The 14724-nt window shown below is 64.1% G+C and carries 14 protein-coding genes; 13 read left to right on the forward strand and 1 reads right to left on the reverse strand.

Features of this window, described 5'->3' with window-relative positions:
- Positions 1-8 precede the first annotated feature (8 nt).
- Genes AC1RTB_RS21410 through AC1RTB_RS21460 form a run of 11 tightly spaced genes read left to right on the forward strand, consistent with a single transcriptional unit; the run spans position 9 to position 10389 of the window.
- Positions 9-1418, forward strand: a complete 1410-nt coding sequence (locus AC1RTB_RS21410; RefSeq protein WP_492879518.1) for an NAD-dependent succinate-semialdehyde dehydrogenase — start codon at positions 9-11, stop codon at positions 1416-1418.
- Positions 1419-1429: 11 nt separating this feature from the next.
- Entirely contained in the window at positions 1430-2683 is a 1254-nt protein-coding gene (locus tag AC1RTB_RS21415) for an amidohydrolase family protein (protein WP_492879519.1), read from the forward strand.
- Positions 2684-2694: 11 nt separating this feature from the next.
- Positions 2695-2994, forward strand: coding sequence for a hypothetical protein (locus AC1RTB_RS21420; RefSeq protein WP_492879520.1), 300 nt, complete (start codon positions 2695-2697; stop codon positions 2992-2994).
- Complete coding sequence (locus tag AC1RTB_RS21425; protein WP_492879521.1) at positions 2991-3401, forward strand: Rieske (2Fe-2S) protein; 411 nt, start codon at positions 2991-2993, stop codon at positions 3399-3401. The genes AC1RTB_RS21420 and AC1RTB_RS21425 overlap by 4 nt, the downstream gene beginning before the upstream one ends.
- On the forward strand, positions 3398-5059 hold the full coding sequence (locus AC1RTB_RS21430) for an FAD-dependent oxidoreductase (protein ID WP_492879522.1): 1662 nt from the start codon (positions 3398-3400) through the stop codon (positions 5057-5059). Before AC1RTB_RS21425 ends, AC1RTB_RS21430 begins: the two co-directional genes overlap by 4 nt.
- Positions 5060-5102: 43 nt before the next feature.
- Entirely contained in the window at positions 5103-6128 is a 1026-nt protein-coding gene (locus tag AC1RTB_RS21435) for an amidohydrolase family protein (protein WP_492879523.1), read from the forward strand.
- 51 nt (positions 6129-6179) lie between these two features.
- Positions 6180-7196 carry a DODA-type extradiol aromatic ring-opening family dioxygenase gene (locus tag AC1RTB_RS21440; RefSeq protein ID WP_492879524.1) on the forward strand — a complete coding sequence of 339 codons (1017 nt, stop codon included), beginning with the start codon at positions 6180-6182 and terminating at the stop codon, positions 7194-7196.
- Positions 7193-7855 carry an RraA family protein gene (locus AC1RTB_RS21445; RefSeq protein WP_492879525.1) on the forward strand — a complete coding sequence of 221 codons (663 nt, stop codon included), beginning with the start codon at positions 7193-7195 and terminating at the stop codon, positions 7853-7855. The genes AC1RTB_RS21440 and AC1RTB_RS21445 overlap by 4 nt, the downstream gene beginning before the upstream one ends.
- Positions 7852-8508 (forward strand): RraA family protein, encoded by a 657-nt coding sequence (locus tag AC1RTB_RS21450; protein ID WP_492879526.1) that lies wholly within the window; start codon positions 7852-7854, stop codon positions 8506-8508. Before AC1RTB_RS21445 ends, AC1RTB_RS21450 begins: the two co-directional genes overlap by 4 nt.
- Positions 8505-9173 (forward strand): 4-carboxy-4-hydroxy-2-oxoadipate aldolase/oxaloacetate decarboxylase, encoded by a 669-nt coding sequence (locus tag AC1RTB_RS21455; protein WP_492879527.1) that lies wholly within the window; start codon positions 8505-8507, stop codon positions 9171-9173. Before AC1RTB_RS21450 ends, AC1RTB_RS21455 begins: the two co-directional genes overlap by 4 nt.
- Positions 9174-9216: 43 nt before the next feature.
- Positions 9217-10389 (forward strand): 4-hydroxybenzoate 3-monooxygenase, encoded by a 1173-nt coding sequence (locus AC1RTB_RS21460; protein ID WP_492879528.1) that lies wholly within the window; start codon positions 9217-9219, stop codon positions 10387-10389.
- A gap of 123 nt (positions 10390-10512) precedes the next feature.
- On the opposite strand, the gene AC1RTB_RS21465 is transcribed toward AC1RTB_RS21460, so the two are convergent.
- A complete protein-coding gene (locus AC1RTB_RS21465; protein ID WP_492879529.1) occupies positions 10513-11697 on the reverse strand; it encodes an amino acid aminotransferase in 1185 nt (394 codons plus the stop codon).
- A 316-nt stretch (positions 11698-12013) separates the two neighbouring features.
- Between AC1RTB_RS21465 and AC1RTB_RS21470 the strand changes: the two genes are divergently transcribed.
- The gene (locus tag AC1RTB_RS21470) at positions 12014-13693 is read left to right on the forward strand and encodes a thiamine pyrophosphate-binding protein (protein ID WP_492879530.1); all 1680 of its coding nucleotides are present in this window, start codon (positions 12014-12016) and stop codon (positions 13691-13693) included.
- 56 nt (positions 13694-13749) lie between these two features.
- The gene (locus tag AC1RTB_RS21475) at positions 13750-14715 is read left to right on the forward strand and encodes a PDR/VanB family oxidoreductase (RefSeq protein ID WP_492879531.1); all 966 of its coding nucleotides are present in this window, start codon (positions 13750-13752) and stop codon (positions 14713-14715) included.
- The last annotated feature ends 9 nt before the right edge of the window (positions 14716-14724 follow it).

Consider the following 14724-nt stretch of genomic DNA (forward strand, 5'->3'; position numbering starts at 1 on the left):
ATCGCTTGATGCGGATCGGATCCGAGAGGGTCAGGGCGGGCGATCGCGAGATCCTGCCCATTATCAATCCCGCCAGCGGCGAAACTGTCGGTGAAATCCCGGTCGCGACAGCCGCCGATCTGGATAATGCGCTTGATGCGGCCGCCACGGCGTATCGGTCCTGGCGCAAGGTTTCAGCCTTCGAACGCTACGGTATTTTGCGCCGGGCAGCAGCTTTGCTGCGCGAACGCGCCGCCTCCATTGCCCATTTCATGACGCTGGAGCAGGGCAAGCCGGTCGGCGATTCCGTGGCCGAGGTCATGGGTGCCGCCGACATCTTCGACTGGTACGCCGAAGAAGGCCGCCGCGCCTATGGCCGCATCATTCCCTCGCGTACAACAGGTGTCCGCAGCCTGGTTTTCCGCGAGCCGATCGGCCCGGTCGCTGTGTTCACGCCGTGGAATTTTCCCGTCACAATCCCCGCCCGCAAGATCGCCGCCGCTCTGGCTGCCGGGTGCTCCTGCATTGCCAAGCCCGCCGAGGAAACCCCTTCGCCGACCCTTGCTATCGCCCAGGCACTCGCGGATGCCGGCCTTCCCGACGGCGTGCTCAACATCGTCTTCGGCGTGCCGGACCAGATCTCGACGCACCTGATCGCATCGCCCGTCATCAAGAAGATTTCCTTCACCGGATCGACGCGCGTCGGAAAACACCTCGCCAAGCTGGCGGCCGAAGGCGTCAAGCCAGCGACGCTCGAGCTCGGCGGACACGCGCCGACCATCGTCTTTGCCGACGCCGATGTCGAAAAAGCCGCCGAGATGACGGCGCGGTCGAAATATCGCAACGCAGGCCAGATCTGCATCGCTCCGACGCGGTTTTACCTGCACGAATCCATCCACGACAGGTTTGTCGCCAGGTTCCGCGAGGTCGCCGCATCGCTCAAGCTGGGCGATGGCCTCGACCCCACCACGCAGATGGGGCCGCTCGCCAACGCCCGCCGGATCAGTGCCGTGGAAGGCATGATTTCGGATGCGGAACGTTGCGGCGCCCGCGTCGAACTGGGCGGCGAACGTCATGGCCAACGCGGCTATTTCTGGCAGCCGACAATCCTGACCGATGTGCCGAACGAAGCCCGCATCATGAACGAGGAGCCGTTCGGACCCGTCGCCGTGACACGCCGGTTCAAGGATTTCGACGAGGTCGTCGCCCAGGCAAACCGGTTGCCGTTCGGTTTGTCCGCCTACGCTTTCACCCGGGACACAACGACCGCGACAAGGATCGGCGACGAGCTGGAGTCCGGCATGGTCGGCGTCAACCACATGGTCCTGACGACACCTGAAACCCCTTTCGGCGGGGTCAAGGAAAGCGGCTACGGATCCGAAGGCGGGTCGGAAGGCCTCGATAGCTATCTCGTGACCAAATTCGTGACACAGGGCTGAAACGTAGCGCAATGAACGAGAATTCCATTCCCAATTTCCGCGAGCTTGGTGAAATCACCGGCTCGACCGACTCGCGCGACGTGCTCTCGCATGCCACGCGCCAGGCGGCGAAGAACTTTGACGACTATCTCATCGTCGATGTCGACGCTCACGTTTCGGAAGATCATTTCTGGTCCGAAATCATCGACCTGATCGACAATGACGTGCTGCGCCAGATCGGCCAGCAGCAGGTCAAGGGTTTTGCCGGCCCGAACGCGCTGCTCAACATCTCGCCTGGCCTGTCGCTGCAGAGCGTGGGCGGGCGCATCGGCCACCAGGGACGCCGCGAGCCGGTGCTGGACGACAGCGTCCACCGCTTCATCTCGACCGCGCGCCGCAGCATGGACGCGATGGGGCTGGACTACCAGGTGGTGTTTCCGAGCGCCATGTTGCTGCTGGGCATGCACCCGCAGGACGAGATCGAGGTGGCGCTGGCCAAGGCGTTCAACCGCTGGATGATCGAGCGCATCCTGCCCATCGACACGCGCATGAAGGGCCTGCTCTATCTGCCCTTCAACACGCCCGAGGCTTGCGAGGAGCTGGTCGCGCGCTACGGCGATACCGAGGGCATCATCGGCTTCACGGTCTGCTCGACCCGCAACAAGCCGGTCCACCATGACTGCTACATGCGCCTCTATTCGATGATCCAGGAACTGGACAAGCCGCTGGCCTTCCACTCCGGCTATCATTGGGGCGACCCGTCCTTCGCGCAGCTCAACCGCTTTCTGTCGATGCATGCGCTCTCGTTCACCCACTACAACCAGATCCACCTGACCAACTGGATCGTCAACGCCATGCCGGAGCGCTTCCCCAAGCTCAACATGCTGTGGGTGGAAAGCGGGCTGGCCTGGATTCCGTTCCTGATGCAGCGCCTCGACCACGAGGTGATGATGCGCCCCAGCGAAGCGCCCGGCCTCAAGCGGCTGCCGAGCGAATACATGCGCGAGATGTATTACACGAGCCAGCCGCTCGAACGCGGCAACATGAAGCTTCTCGAAGCGACCATGGAGGCCATGAACGCCGAGACGCAGCTGCTCTATTCGTCCGACTGGCCGCACTGGGACTGGGATTCGCCCGCCACCATCGACTCGCTGCCGTTCCTCACCGAGCAGGCCAAGCGCAACATCCTCGGTCTGAACGCTGCAAGGCTGTTCAAGCTGGACACGACACGCCGCAAGCCGCTCGCCGAAGACGTGCTCGCCAACCGTCCCAAAACCGCATCCTAGTGGCACAGAACATGACAACATCCAAACATGGCGCTGGGTTCAGCGCAGCGGCCGCAGCGATCGCAGCAGCAGCAGACGAAGCTTTGGCTTCCGGAACTCTCGATAACATCACGGAAGCGGACATCGCCGTCGCGCTGACCGCGTTGGGACGGCTTTATTCGGCCAAGGTCGAGAAGTCCGACAAGGCTTTCCCACCGGTCAACCCGGACGCCTTGACGGCCACCGAGACGGTGGTCCTGGTCAGCGAGCTGTTGCGGTCGGCCGACCTCAACGTGTTTGATCTGGCCATGTGGTTCAGGAGGGCATCTTGAGCGCCCCTGACATGGCGGCGGTCGCGCCGCGGCAGGTTATTCTGGGCCGTCATGATGAGCTCAAGACCCGGCAGCGCATGGTCGTCGAAGTGGATGGCGTCGGCGTCGGCGTCTATTTCATCGGCGACGAAGTGCGGGCCTATCTCAACATCTGCCCGCATATGGGCGGGCCTGTCTGCCAGGGCAAGATCATGCCCCGCACGCTGGAGCAGGTCGCCGAGAGCGGCAAAAGCCTGGGCCTCGGCTTCTCCAAGGACCAGATGCACATCGTCTGCCCCTGGCATGGTTTCGAGTTCGACATGCTGACGGGCCGCCATCCGATCGACAAGTCCGTCGGGCTGACGCCTGTTCCTGTGCGTGTGAGCAACGGCGAGGTCGTGCTGACCGTCGCGGGGCCTCGGCCATGACGGCAGTGCTGAATACCGACGTCCTCATCGTCGGCGCGGGGCCTGTCGGGCTGACGCTCGGCATGATCCTGGCGCAGCGCGGCGTGGCCGTGACGCTGCTGGAGACGCGCCATCATGGCGAGCCGCCAAACGTGAAGTGCAATCACGTCTCGGCCAGGTCGATGGAGATTCTGAGAAGGCTTGGCGTCGCGGATGCTGCCCGCAACGCCGGCCTGCCGGCCGACTATGCCAACGACATCGCCTACCGCACCAGCATGGTCGGCAAGGCGATCACCCGCATCCCGATCCCCTGCCGGCGCGACCGCTTCACGGCAACCGGCGGCCCAGATACCGATTGGCCGACGGCCGAGCCGCCGCACCGCATCAACCAGCTGTTCCTCGAGCCGATCCTGTTTGAACATGCTGTGGCGATGCCCGGGCTAACCGTGCTCAACCGCACGGAGTATCTGTCGCATAGCGAGACCGCTGACGGCGTTGAGATCAGCGCCCGCAACATCGACAGCGGCGAGCAGACGACGATCTCCGCCCGCTACCTCGCCGGCTGCGATGGCGGCCGCTCGCAGGTGCGCCGCGACATCGGCGCCAAGCTCGTCGGCGACGCCGTGGTTCAGCGGGTGCAGTCGACCTATATCCGCGCGCCTGAATTGCTCGGCCTGATGAACGACCAGCCGGCCTGGGCGAGCTTTTCGCTCAACCCCCGGCGCAGCGGCAATGTCTATGCCATCGACGGCCGCGAAACCTGGCTGGTGCACAACTATTTGCGCGACGACGAGCCGGATTTCGACAGCGTCGACCGCGACTGGTCGATCCGCGAGATCCTCGGCGTCGGCCCTGATTTCTCCTATGAAGTGCTCTCTAATGAAGACTGGTTCGGGCGCCGCCTCGTCGCCGACCGCTTCCATTCCGGGCGCGTGTTCATCTGCGGCGACGCGGCACATCTGTGGGTGCCTTACGCCGGCTACGGCATGAATGCCGGCATTGCCGACGCGGAAAACTTGGGGTGGCTGCTCGCCGCCAACATCGCTGGATGGGGCAAGGCCGGAATGCTCGACGCTTACGCGGCCGAGCGCCAGCCGATCACCGAACAGGTTTCGGTCTTTGCCATGAACCATGCCCATGCCATGGCCAAGGAACGTCGCATCGTCCCCGCCGACATCGAAGACGACACTCCAGCCGGCGAGACGGCGCGCGAGACGCTCGGACGCAAGATCTACGATCTCAACGTCCAGCAATATTGCTGCGGCGGCCTCAACTTCGGCTACTACTACGATCGCTCGCCGATCATTTCCTACGATGGTGAGGCCCAGCCGGCCTATTCGATGGCCGACTTCACGCCGTCGACAGTGCCTGGCTGCCGCACGCCTCATATCTGGCTCGCTGGCAAGCGTTCGCTCTACGACGCGATGGGCCCTGATTACACGCTGCTGCGGTTCGACCTGACCCGCGATGCCCAGCCTTTGATGGCGGCGGCGGCGGCGCGCGGCATCCCGATCCAGCTGCTTGACGTGGTGCCCGACGGTTCCGGGCCGGGACCTTACGCCGAGGCCTTCGTCCTGTCGCGGCCCGACCGGCACGTGGCCTGGCGCGGCGAAATCTGCCCGGCCGACCCCAACGCTCTGCTCGACATCATCACTGGCGCAGCCGCCTCATCGAACTGAGGCGAAGCCCAATGCAAACCTTTCTGGAATTCTGGAGTGCCCGATGAAGATCATCGATTGTCATGCCCATATGGCGGTGCCGCATCAGCTTCCCGCCTACAAGGCCAGCATCCTGTCGCATCGCGGCGCGCATGGCCGCAAGGCGCCACCGGTGTCCAACGAGGCGCTGGAACAGGCATTCAACCGCGTCGAGATGGCGCCGATGGGCCACCTCGCCTGCCTCGATCAGGCCGGCGTCGACATCCAGCTTTTGTCGCCGCGCCCGTTCCAGCTGATGCATTCGGAAGAGCCCAAGAAGCTGGTGCACTGGTATGTCGAATACGCCAACGACATCATCGCCCAGGAATGCGCGCTCTACCCCGAGCGTTTTTATGGCGTCGCCGGCCTGCCCCAGACCGGCGACAGCCCGATCACCGAGGCGTTGCCCGAACTCGAACGCTGCGTGAAGGAGTTCGGTTTCCGCGGCTGCCTGATCAATCCCGACCCGTTCGAAAACAACGGCCGCATGGCGCCGCCGATGGGCGACCGCTACTGGTACCCGCTCTACGAAAAGCTCTGCGAGCTGGACGTCGTCGGCCACATCCATTCGGCGAGTTCGCGGGCGCCTGAGCGCGAACCTTATTCGCTGCACTTCATCAACGAAGAAACCACCGCCGTCTACGGGCTGTGCAAGTCGACAGTGCTCGACGACTTCCCCGATCTCAGGATCCTTGTCAGCCATGGCGGCGGGGCGATCCCCTACCAGCTCGGCCGCTTCGACGCGACGACGGTACCGCGTAACGGCATGTCCTCTTCGGGCGTGCGTTTCCGCGACCAGCTGCGGAAGCTCTATTTCGACACCGTGCTTTACTCGCGCGATGCGATCGAACTGCTGGTCAAGGTCGTCGGCGCTTCGCAGTGCCTCTACGGCGCGGAAATGCCCGGCGTCGGCTCGTCGATCGATCCGGAAACCGGCGAGACCTTCGACACCATCATCCCACACATCAACGGTCTGTCGTTCATCTCAGATGATGAACGCAAGGCAATCCTGGGCGGCAATGCCGCGCGGCTTTTCAACATCGAAGCCTGATCAACCCCAGGTCACCTGAAGCGCAGCCTTGGCAAACATGGAGGCTACCCAATGGCGAAAATAGTCGGATTCATCTGCACGGCCCACGGGCCGCAACTGCACACCACGCCCGACAAGTGGCTGCTGCGCGTCCAGTCGGACCGCACGCGCAAGCACCCGTTCCGCGGCGGGGTCTATTCCTTCGAAGAACTCTGCGAACTGCGCAAGCACGAAAACCTTGCGGCGCGCAGCACCATGGCGGCGATGACCGCCAACTATGAGAAGTGCCACGCGGCCAGCGAGCGCCTTGCCGACGCCTTCGACGCGATGAAGGCCGATGTTGCCGTGATCTTCGGCAACGACCAGCACGAGATCTACGGCGAGGATTTGAGCCCGCCCTACATGATCTACTACGGCGACAAGATCCGCCATCATCCGGCGACCGAAGAGGGCCGCCGCCTGATGCCGCCGGGAGTAGCCGAGGGTGAAGCCGGGCATGCGCCGGAAGAGTACCGCGAATACGACACGGTGCCGGAACTCGCCAAGCACATCATCGGTAATCTGGTCGAAAACGAATTCGACATCACGGTGTCGCCCAAGCTGCCGACCCACAATCCGCGCACAACCGGCATCAGCCATGCCTTCGGCCATATCTACCGGCAGGTCATGCGCGACAACGTCATCCCCAACGTCCCGATCTATCAGAACACCTTCTTCCCGCCCAACCAGCCGACGGCAAAGCGCTCCTACAAGTTCGGCCAGGTGGTCGGCGATGCGATCCGCTCTTGGAACAGCGATGCGCGCGTCGTCGTGTTCGGCTCGGGCGGCATGAGCCATTTCACCATCGATGAAGACTGGGATGCCCGCTTCATGAAAGCGATGCGCGAAAAGGACGCCGAGTTCCTCAAGAACATTCCGCTGTCCGAGCTTCAGTCGGGCACCTCGGAAATGAAGAGCTGGATCACCACCGCCGGTGTCATGGAAAGGATGAACACCGAGTTCCACGAGGTCGCCTATGTGCCATGCTACCGGTCGGAGGCCGGAACCGGCACCGCGCAGGGCATGTACTGGTGGGACGTCAAGCCATGAGCCTCGATCTCATCCAGCGGCTGCGCCGGCTTGACGCCTGCTCGGTCTCCGACGCGCTCGACGCGCTTGGCATGAATGGTGCTGTCACCGGCATAGCCCGCCGCTCCGGCGGCGGCGTGGTGGCCGGGCGCGTGGTCACGGTCCAGCTCGCAGCAGGTCCGGCACCCGCAGGTGCGCCCAAGGTGCATCTGGGCGCTCGCGCCATCGAGGCCGGCGACGCCGATTCCGTGATCGTGGTTGCCCATCCCGGCATCGATGCCGGCGGCTGGGGCGGCGTGCTCACCCAGGCCGCGCGCCTGACCGGGATACAGGGCGTCATCGTCGATGGCCCCTTGCGCGACGTCGACGAAGCCAACGGTCTCGACTTTCCCGTCTTTGCCCGAACGAACACGGTGCGCACGGCGCGTGGCCGCGTCCACGAAGTCGCAACCAACGTATCCGTCACCATCGATGCGGTGACGATTGCGCCCGGCGACTACGTCATATCAGACGGTTCGGGAGCGGTATTCCTTACCGCCGACAAGGCGGAAAAGGTGATCCAGACCGCCGAGCGCATCGCGGCCAAGGAACGCCTGATGGTCGAGGCCCTGAAGACCGGCAAGCCGGTCTCGCAGGTGCTCGGCGCCGATTACGAAGACATGCTCGAGGTTATGCAATGACCGACCAGGCCGTAGAACGCGCCGGAAAACACGACTGCGCCACTCTGTCCGACGCGATGGATCGGCTCGGCATCGAAGGCGTCTGCCGGGGCATCAAGCCGCGCGACCACAAGTTCAGGCTTGTCGGCCGCGCCTTCACCGTCCGCTATGTCCCGATCGACGTGCTGGCGCCGGGCAATGTCGGCGACTTCATCGACGATCTCCCGGCCGGCACTGTCGTCGTGCTCGACAATCGCGGCCGTGAGGACTGCACGGTCTGGGGCGATATCATGACCCAGCTGGCCAGCCATAAGGGGCTTGCCGGCACGGTGATCGACGGTGCCTGCCGCGACGTCGATCTCTGCCTCAAGCTCGGCTATCCGATCTACTCGCGCAGCTATTCGATGAAGACCGGCAAGGATCGCGTCCAGGTCGACGCCACCGGCATCACCGTCGAGATCGGCGGCGCACTGGTTCGACAGGGCGACATTCTGGTTGGCGATGCCGACGGTGTCGTCGTCATTCCGAGCGAGCGCGCGACAGAGGTTCTCGACCTCGCCGACGAGATCGCCACCGCCGAAAACGCCATCCGCCAAGCCATCACCGAGGGCATGTCGCTGCGCGATGCCCGCACCAAATTCCGCTATCACTCGCTGCAGACGCGCCAATCATGAACAAGGTCATCCGCAACATCGAGCGCGCCGATAGCGCCACCATCGCCCGGCTGGCCAAGGCCGGCGTCGCCACCACGCATGAGGCGTTCGGCCGAACCGGGCTGATGAGCTCTCGGATGCGGCCGATCTATCCGGGTGCTGCCATTGCTGGAAGTGCTGTCACCGTTTTGGTGCCGCCCGGCGACAACTGGATGATCCATGTGGCGATCGAGCTGATCAAGCCGGGCGACATCCTCGTCGTTGCGCCGTTTTCGCCTTCCGACGCCGGCTATTTCGGCGATCTGTTGGCGACTTCGGTCATGGCGCGCGGCGGCATCGGGCTGGTCATCAACGCCGGCGTCCGCGACATCCGAGACCTCACGCAGATGAAGTTCCCGGTCTGGTCGACGGCGATCTGCGCGCAAGGCACGGTCAAGGAGACGCTGGGTTCGGTGAACGTGCCGATCTCTTGCGCCGGCGCGGTCGTCAATCCCGGCGATGTCGTGGTCGCCGATGATGACGGCGTGGCGATCATCCCCCGCGATCAGGCCGACAATGTCGCGCGGCTCTCCGAGCAGCGCATCGCCGAGGAAGAGGCCAAACGCGCCGAACTCGCCAAGGGCGTCCTCAGCCTCGACCTCTTCAATTTGCGCAAGCGCCTGAAGGATAAGGGCCTCGAATACTGACGCCCGCAGCAGCGTAGCACTCCAGTCAGCAATAGGTGAACTCATGAAAACTCAGGTCGGGATCATCGGCGCGGGGCCTGCCGGCCTGCTCGTGGCGCGTATCCTCCAGCTCAACGGTATCGACTCCGTCATCCTGGAGCGGCGGACGCGCGAATATGTGCTCGGGCGCGTGCGCGCCGGTGTGCTTGAATCGGGCACCGTCGATACGCTGAGAACCTATGGCATGGGCGAGCGGCTCAACCGCGAAGGCATTCCCATGCGCTCGATGCAGCTGTGCTGGGACAAGCAGAAGGCCGACATTTCGCTCGACGACGGCACCGGGCGCCACCTGACGACCTATGGCCAGCAGAAGATCGTCGAGGACCTGATCCTCCAGCGCGAGGCCGACGGCCTGCCGATCAATTTCGAGGCCGCCGTATCGAGGCTCGACGATATCGAGAACGCCCCTGTGATCCACTACAGCCATAATGGCGAAGACAAGGTGCTGGAGTGCCAGTTCATCGCCGGCTGCGATGGCTATCACGGCGTCAGCCGCCGCCACATTCCGGGCTCCGACGACCATGTCTTCCTGACCGAATACCCGTTCGCCTGGCTCGGCATCCTTGCCGAGGCCGCACCGCTTGCGGCTCGTCGCGGCTTCGCGCACTCCACGCGCGGCCTGGCGGTAGCATCGGCCCGTTCCGCCTCGGTCGGCCGGCTCTACCTCCAAGTCGAGCCCGATGCCGATCCCAATGCCATGAGCGATCAGCAGATCTGGGACGAACTCGACCTTCGCCTCGACGATGGTACCAACGCCCAGCTCAATCGCGGCCCGATCATCGAGCGCTCCGTTGCCCGCCTTCGTGGCTATGTCTGCGAAAAGATGCGCCACGGCCGGTTGGCCATTGCTGGCGACGCAGCGCACATCGTGCCGCCGAGCGGCGGCAAGGGGCTCAACCTGGCGGTTGGCGATGCGCGCATCATGGCCGAGGCGATCAGGCGATTGCTGAAGTCCAACGACTCGACCCTGCTCGATAGCTATTCGGAAATGTGCCTGCGCCGCATCTGGCCCACGGTCCACTGGGCCTGCTCGATGTGCGAGGCCCTGCACATCTTCCCGGGACAGACGAGCTTCCAGACAAGGATGCAGTACCAGACGCTGAACCATTGGGGGAACACCGAGATCGGCCAGCAGCGGCTACGCAAGGCCCAGCTCGGCCTGCCTTACGAAATCTGAAACTCGGTCAAAATCCGGGACACAGCGGAAGCTGGTCCCGGATGACATTCAGGCGCCCATGAGAAAGGGCGGCGCTCCATCGGAACGCCGCCCTATTTTTATCCACACTGCGTCTGGAGAAAATCAGCCGCAGACCGCGACGATGGCGTTGGCGACATGGCCGACATTCTTGTCGGTCAGGCCGGCCACGTTGACGCGGCCCGAACTGGTGATGTGGACATGGTGCTCGACCTTCATCCGCTCGGCGTCCGCAGGGGTAATACCGAGCATGGCGAACATGCCGCGCTGCGCGCCAAGGAAGCCAAAATCGCGCGTGGTGCGGCCAGCCAGTGCCGCCACCAGCTTGGTGCGCATGCCGTTGATGCGTTCGCGCATTTCGGCGACCTCGCCTTCCCAGGTCTTGCGAAGCGCCGCATCGCCGAGAATATGCGCGACAACCGAAGCACCGTGATCCGGCGGCATCGAGTAGTTGGTGCGAACGACCGGCAGCAGGTGGCCATGCGCGCGGCTGGCGGTCGCGTCATCCTTGGCCACCAGCGTCAGTGCGCCGACGCGTTCGCGGTAAAGCGCGAAGTTCTTCGAATAGGAGCTGGCGATCAGCATTTCCGGCAGGCGCTCGGCCAGAAGCCTGACGCCGGCCGCATCCTCGTTCAGGCCGTCGCCAAAGCCGAGATAGGCGAGGTCGATCAGCGGCATCGCGCCGGTCGAGGCAAGCAGCTCGGCGATCTCGGCCCATTGCGCCAGGCTGGGGTCCGCACCACCCGGATTGTGGCAGCAGCCGTGGAACAGCACCAGGTCGCCGGGGCGCGTGGCGCGCAGGGCCTCGATCATCTGGTCGAACTGCAGGGTTCCAGAGGCGACATCGTAATAGGGGTAGCTGACCACTTCGAGACCAGCCGCCGCCAGCAGCGAGGGATGGTTCGGCCAGGTCGGTGTCGGCAGGTAAACCTTGCAACCGGGCTTCAGCCGGTTGGCAAAATCGCCGGCGACGCGCAAGGCGCCGGTCCCGCCGGGCGTCTGGATAGCCCGCGACCGCGCAAGCAAGGCGCTGTTGGCGCCGAAAATCAGCTCCCTGGTGAAGCGGTTATAGTCCTCGTTGCCGGCCGAGGAGACGTATGATTTCGACTTCTGGTTCTCCACCAGGAAGGTTTCCGCCTGCTTGACGGTGGCCAGCACAGGCGCGTTGCCCTGCCCGTCCTTGTAGATGCCGATGCCGAGATCGACCTTGTCGGAACTCGGATCATCGCGAAATTGCTGCATCATCCCAAGCAGCGGATCGGCCGTCGGCGTGGAGAGATTGGAAAACATAACATCCTCGTTTGTCTCGTATTGTGAGACTCTATCGCGTATTTTGAACATGGTCAACGTCTGGCTTGCCGCATCCAGCGGCGGCGCAAGCGACGCCTAGCATTTTTTGCGGATGTGCACGACAGGCGACCAGCCCCGGTATCTGACTGGTCATTGTCGGGTGCGATTTTTCGTTGACTAGCGAGACGCCGTAACGCATTATGAGACGACATTGTATTCCACGTGACTATTCGCAGGACTTTGGGATGCGCCTCGGGCTGGCAAGCCGCCCGGGACAGACCTCCGCCTTGCGGTCAAACTATTGGAGAAGAGCAGCGTGAGCGGGAAGTACGAACCTATGGAGCTGACCGGGGGACAGGCGCTGGTAGCCCAGCTCCTCGAAGAAGGCGTGACCGACATCTTCGGCATTCCCGGCATTCAGCTCGACTGGGCGGTGGAGGCCATCCGCAGCCAGCCCGACCGCATCCGCTATGTCATGCCGCGCCACGAACAGGCGACGTCCTACATGGCCGACGGTTATGCCCGCACGACCGGTCACGAAGGCGTGTTCATGGTCGTGCCGGGACCCGGCGTGCTCAACGCGCTTTCCGGCCTCGCCACCGCTTATGCCTGTTCCTCGCGTGTCCTGTGCATCTCGGGCCAGATCCCCTCGACGCTGATCGGCCAGAAGCACGGCATGCTGCACGAGATCCCCGATCAAAGCGGCATCCTCAAGTCGCTGACCAAATGGCACGGCATCGCGCATCGCCCCGAAGATGTCGCCGCGCTGGTTCACGAAGCCTTCGTGCAGCTGCGTTCGGGCCACCCGCGCCCGGTTGCCATCGAACTGCCGCCGGATGTGCTTCAGGCCAAGGGCGTGACGTCAATCCTGCCGCGCGCCGAATTCAGCCGCCTCGAACCGCAGACCGATGCCGTCAACGCAGCGGCGGCCATCCTGGCGCAGGCGAAGTTCCCGGTCATCCAGATCGGCGGTGGCGCTGCTGCTTCCGGTGCCGGCAAGGCCATCCAGGCGCTCGCCGAGCGGCTGCAGGCGCCCGTGGTCATGACCGACGGCGCACGCGGCCTGCTCAGCGACAACCACCCGCTCGCTTTGACTTCACTCGGCGGCCGGGCAGTGTTCCCACATGCCGATGTGATCGTTGCGGTCGGCACCCGCTTCATCGACGGCATCGCCAAGCCCACCCACGCCAACGGCAACACCAAATACATCTACGTCAATGTCGACCCTGCCGCGGCCAGCGCGCCCCGCGCGCCCGGTTGCCTGGTCGAAGCCGATGCGACGGCCGGCGCTGAAGCGCTTCTTGCCGCCCTGCCCGCGGGTGCACGCAGCTCGTCCGCCGACAAGACCGCCAAGGTCAAGGCCTGGTCCTCATCGCAAACCGACGCGATCCAGCCGCAGACCGACTATGTCAGGGCCATCCGTTCCAGCATGGCCGACGACGACATTCTGGTCAGCGAGCTGACCCAGATCGGCTATTTCTCCAACATCGCCTTCCCCGTCCATGCCGCCAACTCCTACGTCACCCCAGGCTATCAGGGCACGCTGGGCTACGGCTTCAACACCGCACTGGGCGCGGCACACGGCAATCCGAGCCGGCGCGTCGTTTCGCTGAACGGCGACGGCGGTTTCGGCTGGGGCATGCAGGAGCTGGCGACACTCGCGCGCGACGGCTGCAACATGTCGGTCGTGGTGTTCGTCGACGGCCATTACGGCAATGTCCGCCGCATCCAGCAGCGCACCTTTGGCGAGACCTTCGCGGTTCAGCTTGCCAACCCTGATTTCGCGCATCTGGCAAGCGCCTTCGGCCTGCCCTTTGAAAAGGTGGACTCACCTCAGGGACTTCACGACGCGCTTGCACGGGCAAAAGACAGCAAGGGCCCTGCCCTGATCGCCGTCTCGGTCAGCGAGATGCCGAGCCCCTGGGCGCTGATCCATCCGTTCGTGCCCTCGCCGGTGGTACCGCCAGCAAATCCGCTCGGCGAACCGCTCGCCTAGGCATTCCGCGGACGCGCGGCTACTCAACTCAAACGGCTTTGGGGATGGCCGCAACAATGAACGACGGTCACAAAGAAAATGCCGGCGGAACGATCGAGATGATCGTCCGTCGGATGTCCTACGAAACGCCCTCGGTCCTTTCCTACGACCTCAGGCCCGCCGATGGCGGGCCTCTGCCATCATTCGAGCCCGGCGCCCACATCGATGTCCATCTGCCTGATGGGCTGGTGCGCCAATATTCCCTGATCGGTCCCGCAGACGGGGCCGATTACCGCATCGCCGTGGCGCTTGACCGGACGACACGCGGCGGTTCGCGATGGCTTCATGCCAGCGCCCGTCCCGGCGACCGCATCAAGATTTCCCTGCCACGGACGACCTTCCAACTGGCCGGGACGGCTGGCCAATCGGTCCTGATCGCCGGCGGCATCGGCATCACGCCCTTGCTGGCCATGGCCCGGCAATTGCAGGCGACCGGCGCCGACTGGCATCTGCATTATGCGGTGCGTTCGCGCGCCGAATGTGCCCTTGTTGACGAACTGACAGCGCTCGGCGGACACGTCCACCTGCACATCGATAACGAGAATGATCGCCTGCTCGACATCGAGGGGATCGTCGGCCAGACCAGCCCTGGTACCCATCTTTATTGTTGCGGACCGCAGGCGATGCTGGATGCGTTTTTGGCCGCAAGCCAAACCCGCGATCCATCGACCGTGCACTACGAGTCCTTCACCCCGACCGTTCCGGCGGCGGACGATGGCGGCTTCACCGTCATATTGAACAAATCGGGCGCCTCGGTCCGTGTCGGCGCGGACCAGACGATTCTCGACGCCCTCGAACAGGCCGGCGTTCACGCGCCTTCGTCCTGCCGCAACGGGGTCTGCGGCACCTGCGAAACCCGCGTTCTCGAGGGTGTGCCGGACCATCGCGACAAGGTTCTCAGCGACGGGGAGCGCGCTGCCGGGAACACAATGATGATCTGCTGCTCACGCGCCAAGACGGCGCTGCTGCGGCTCGACCGCTAGGGAGGAATG

It is taken from the genome of Aminobacter sp. GW821-FHT11F06 (genome assembly GCF_058808215.1).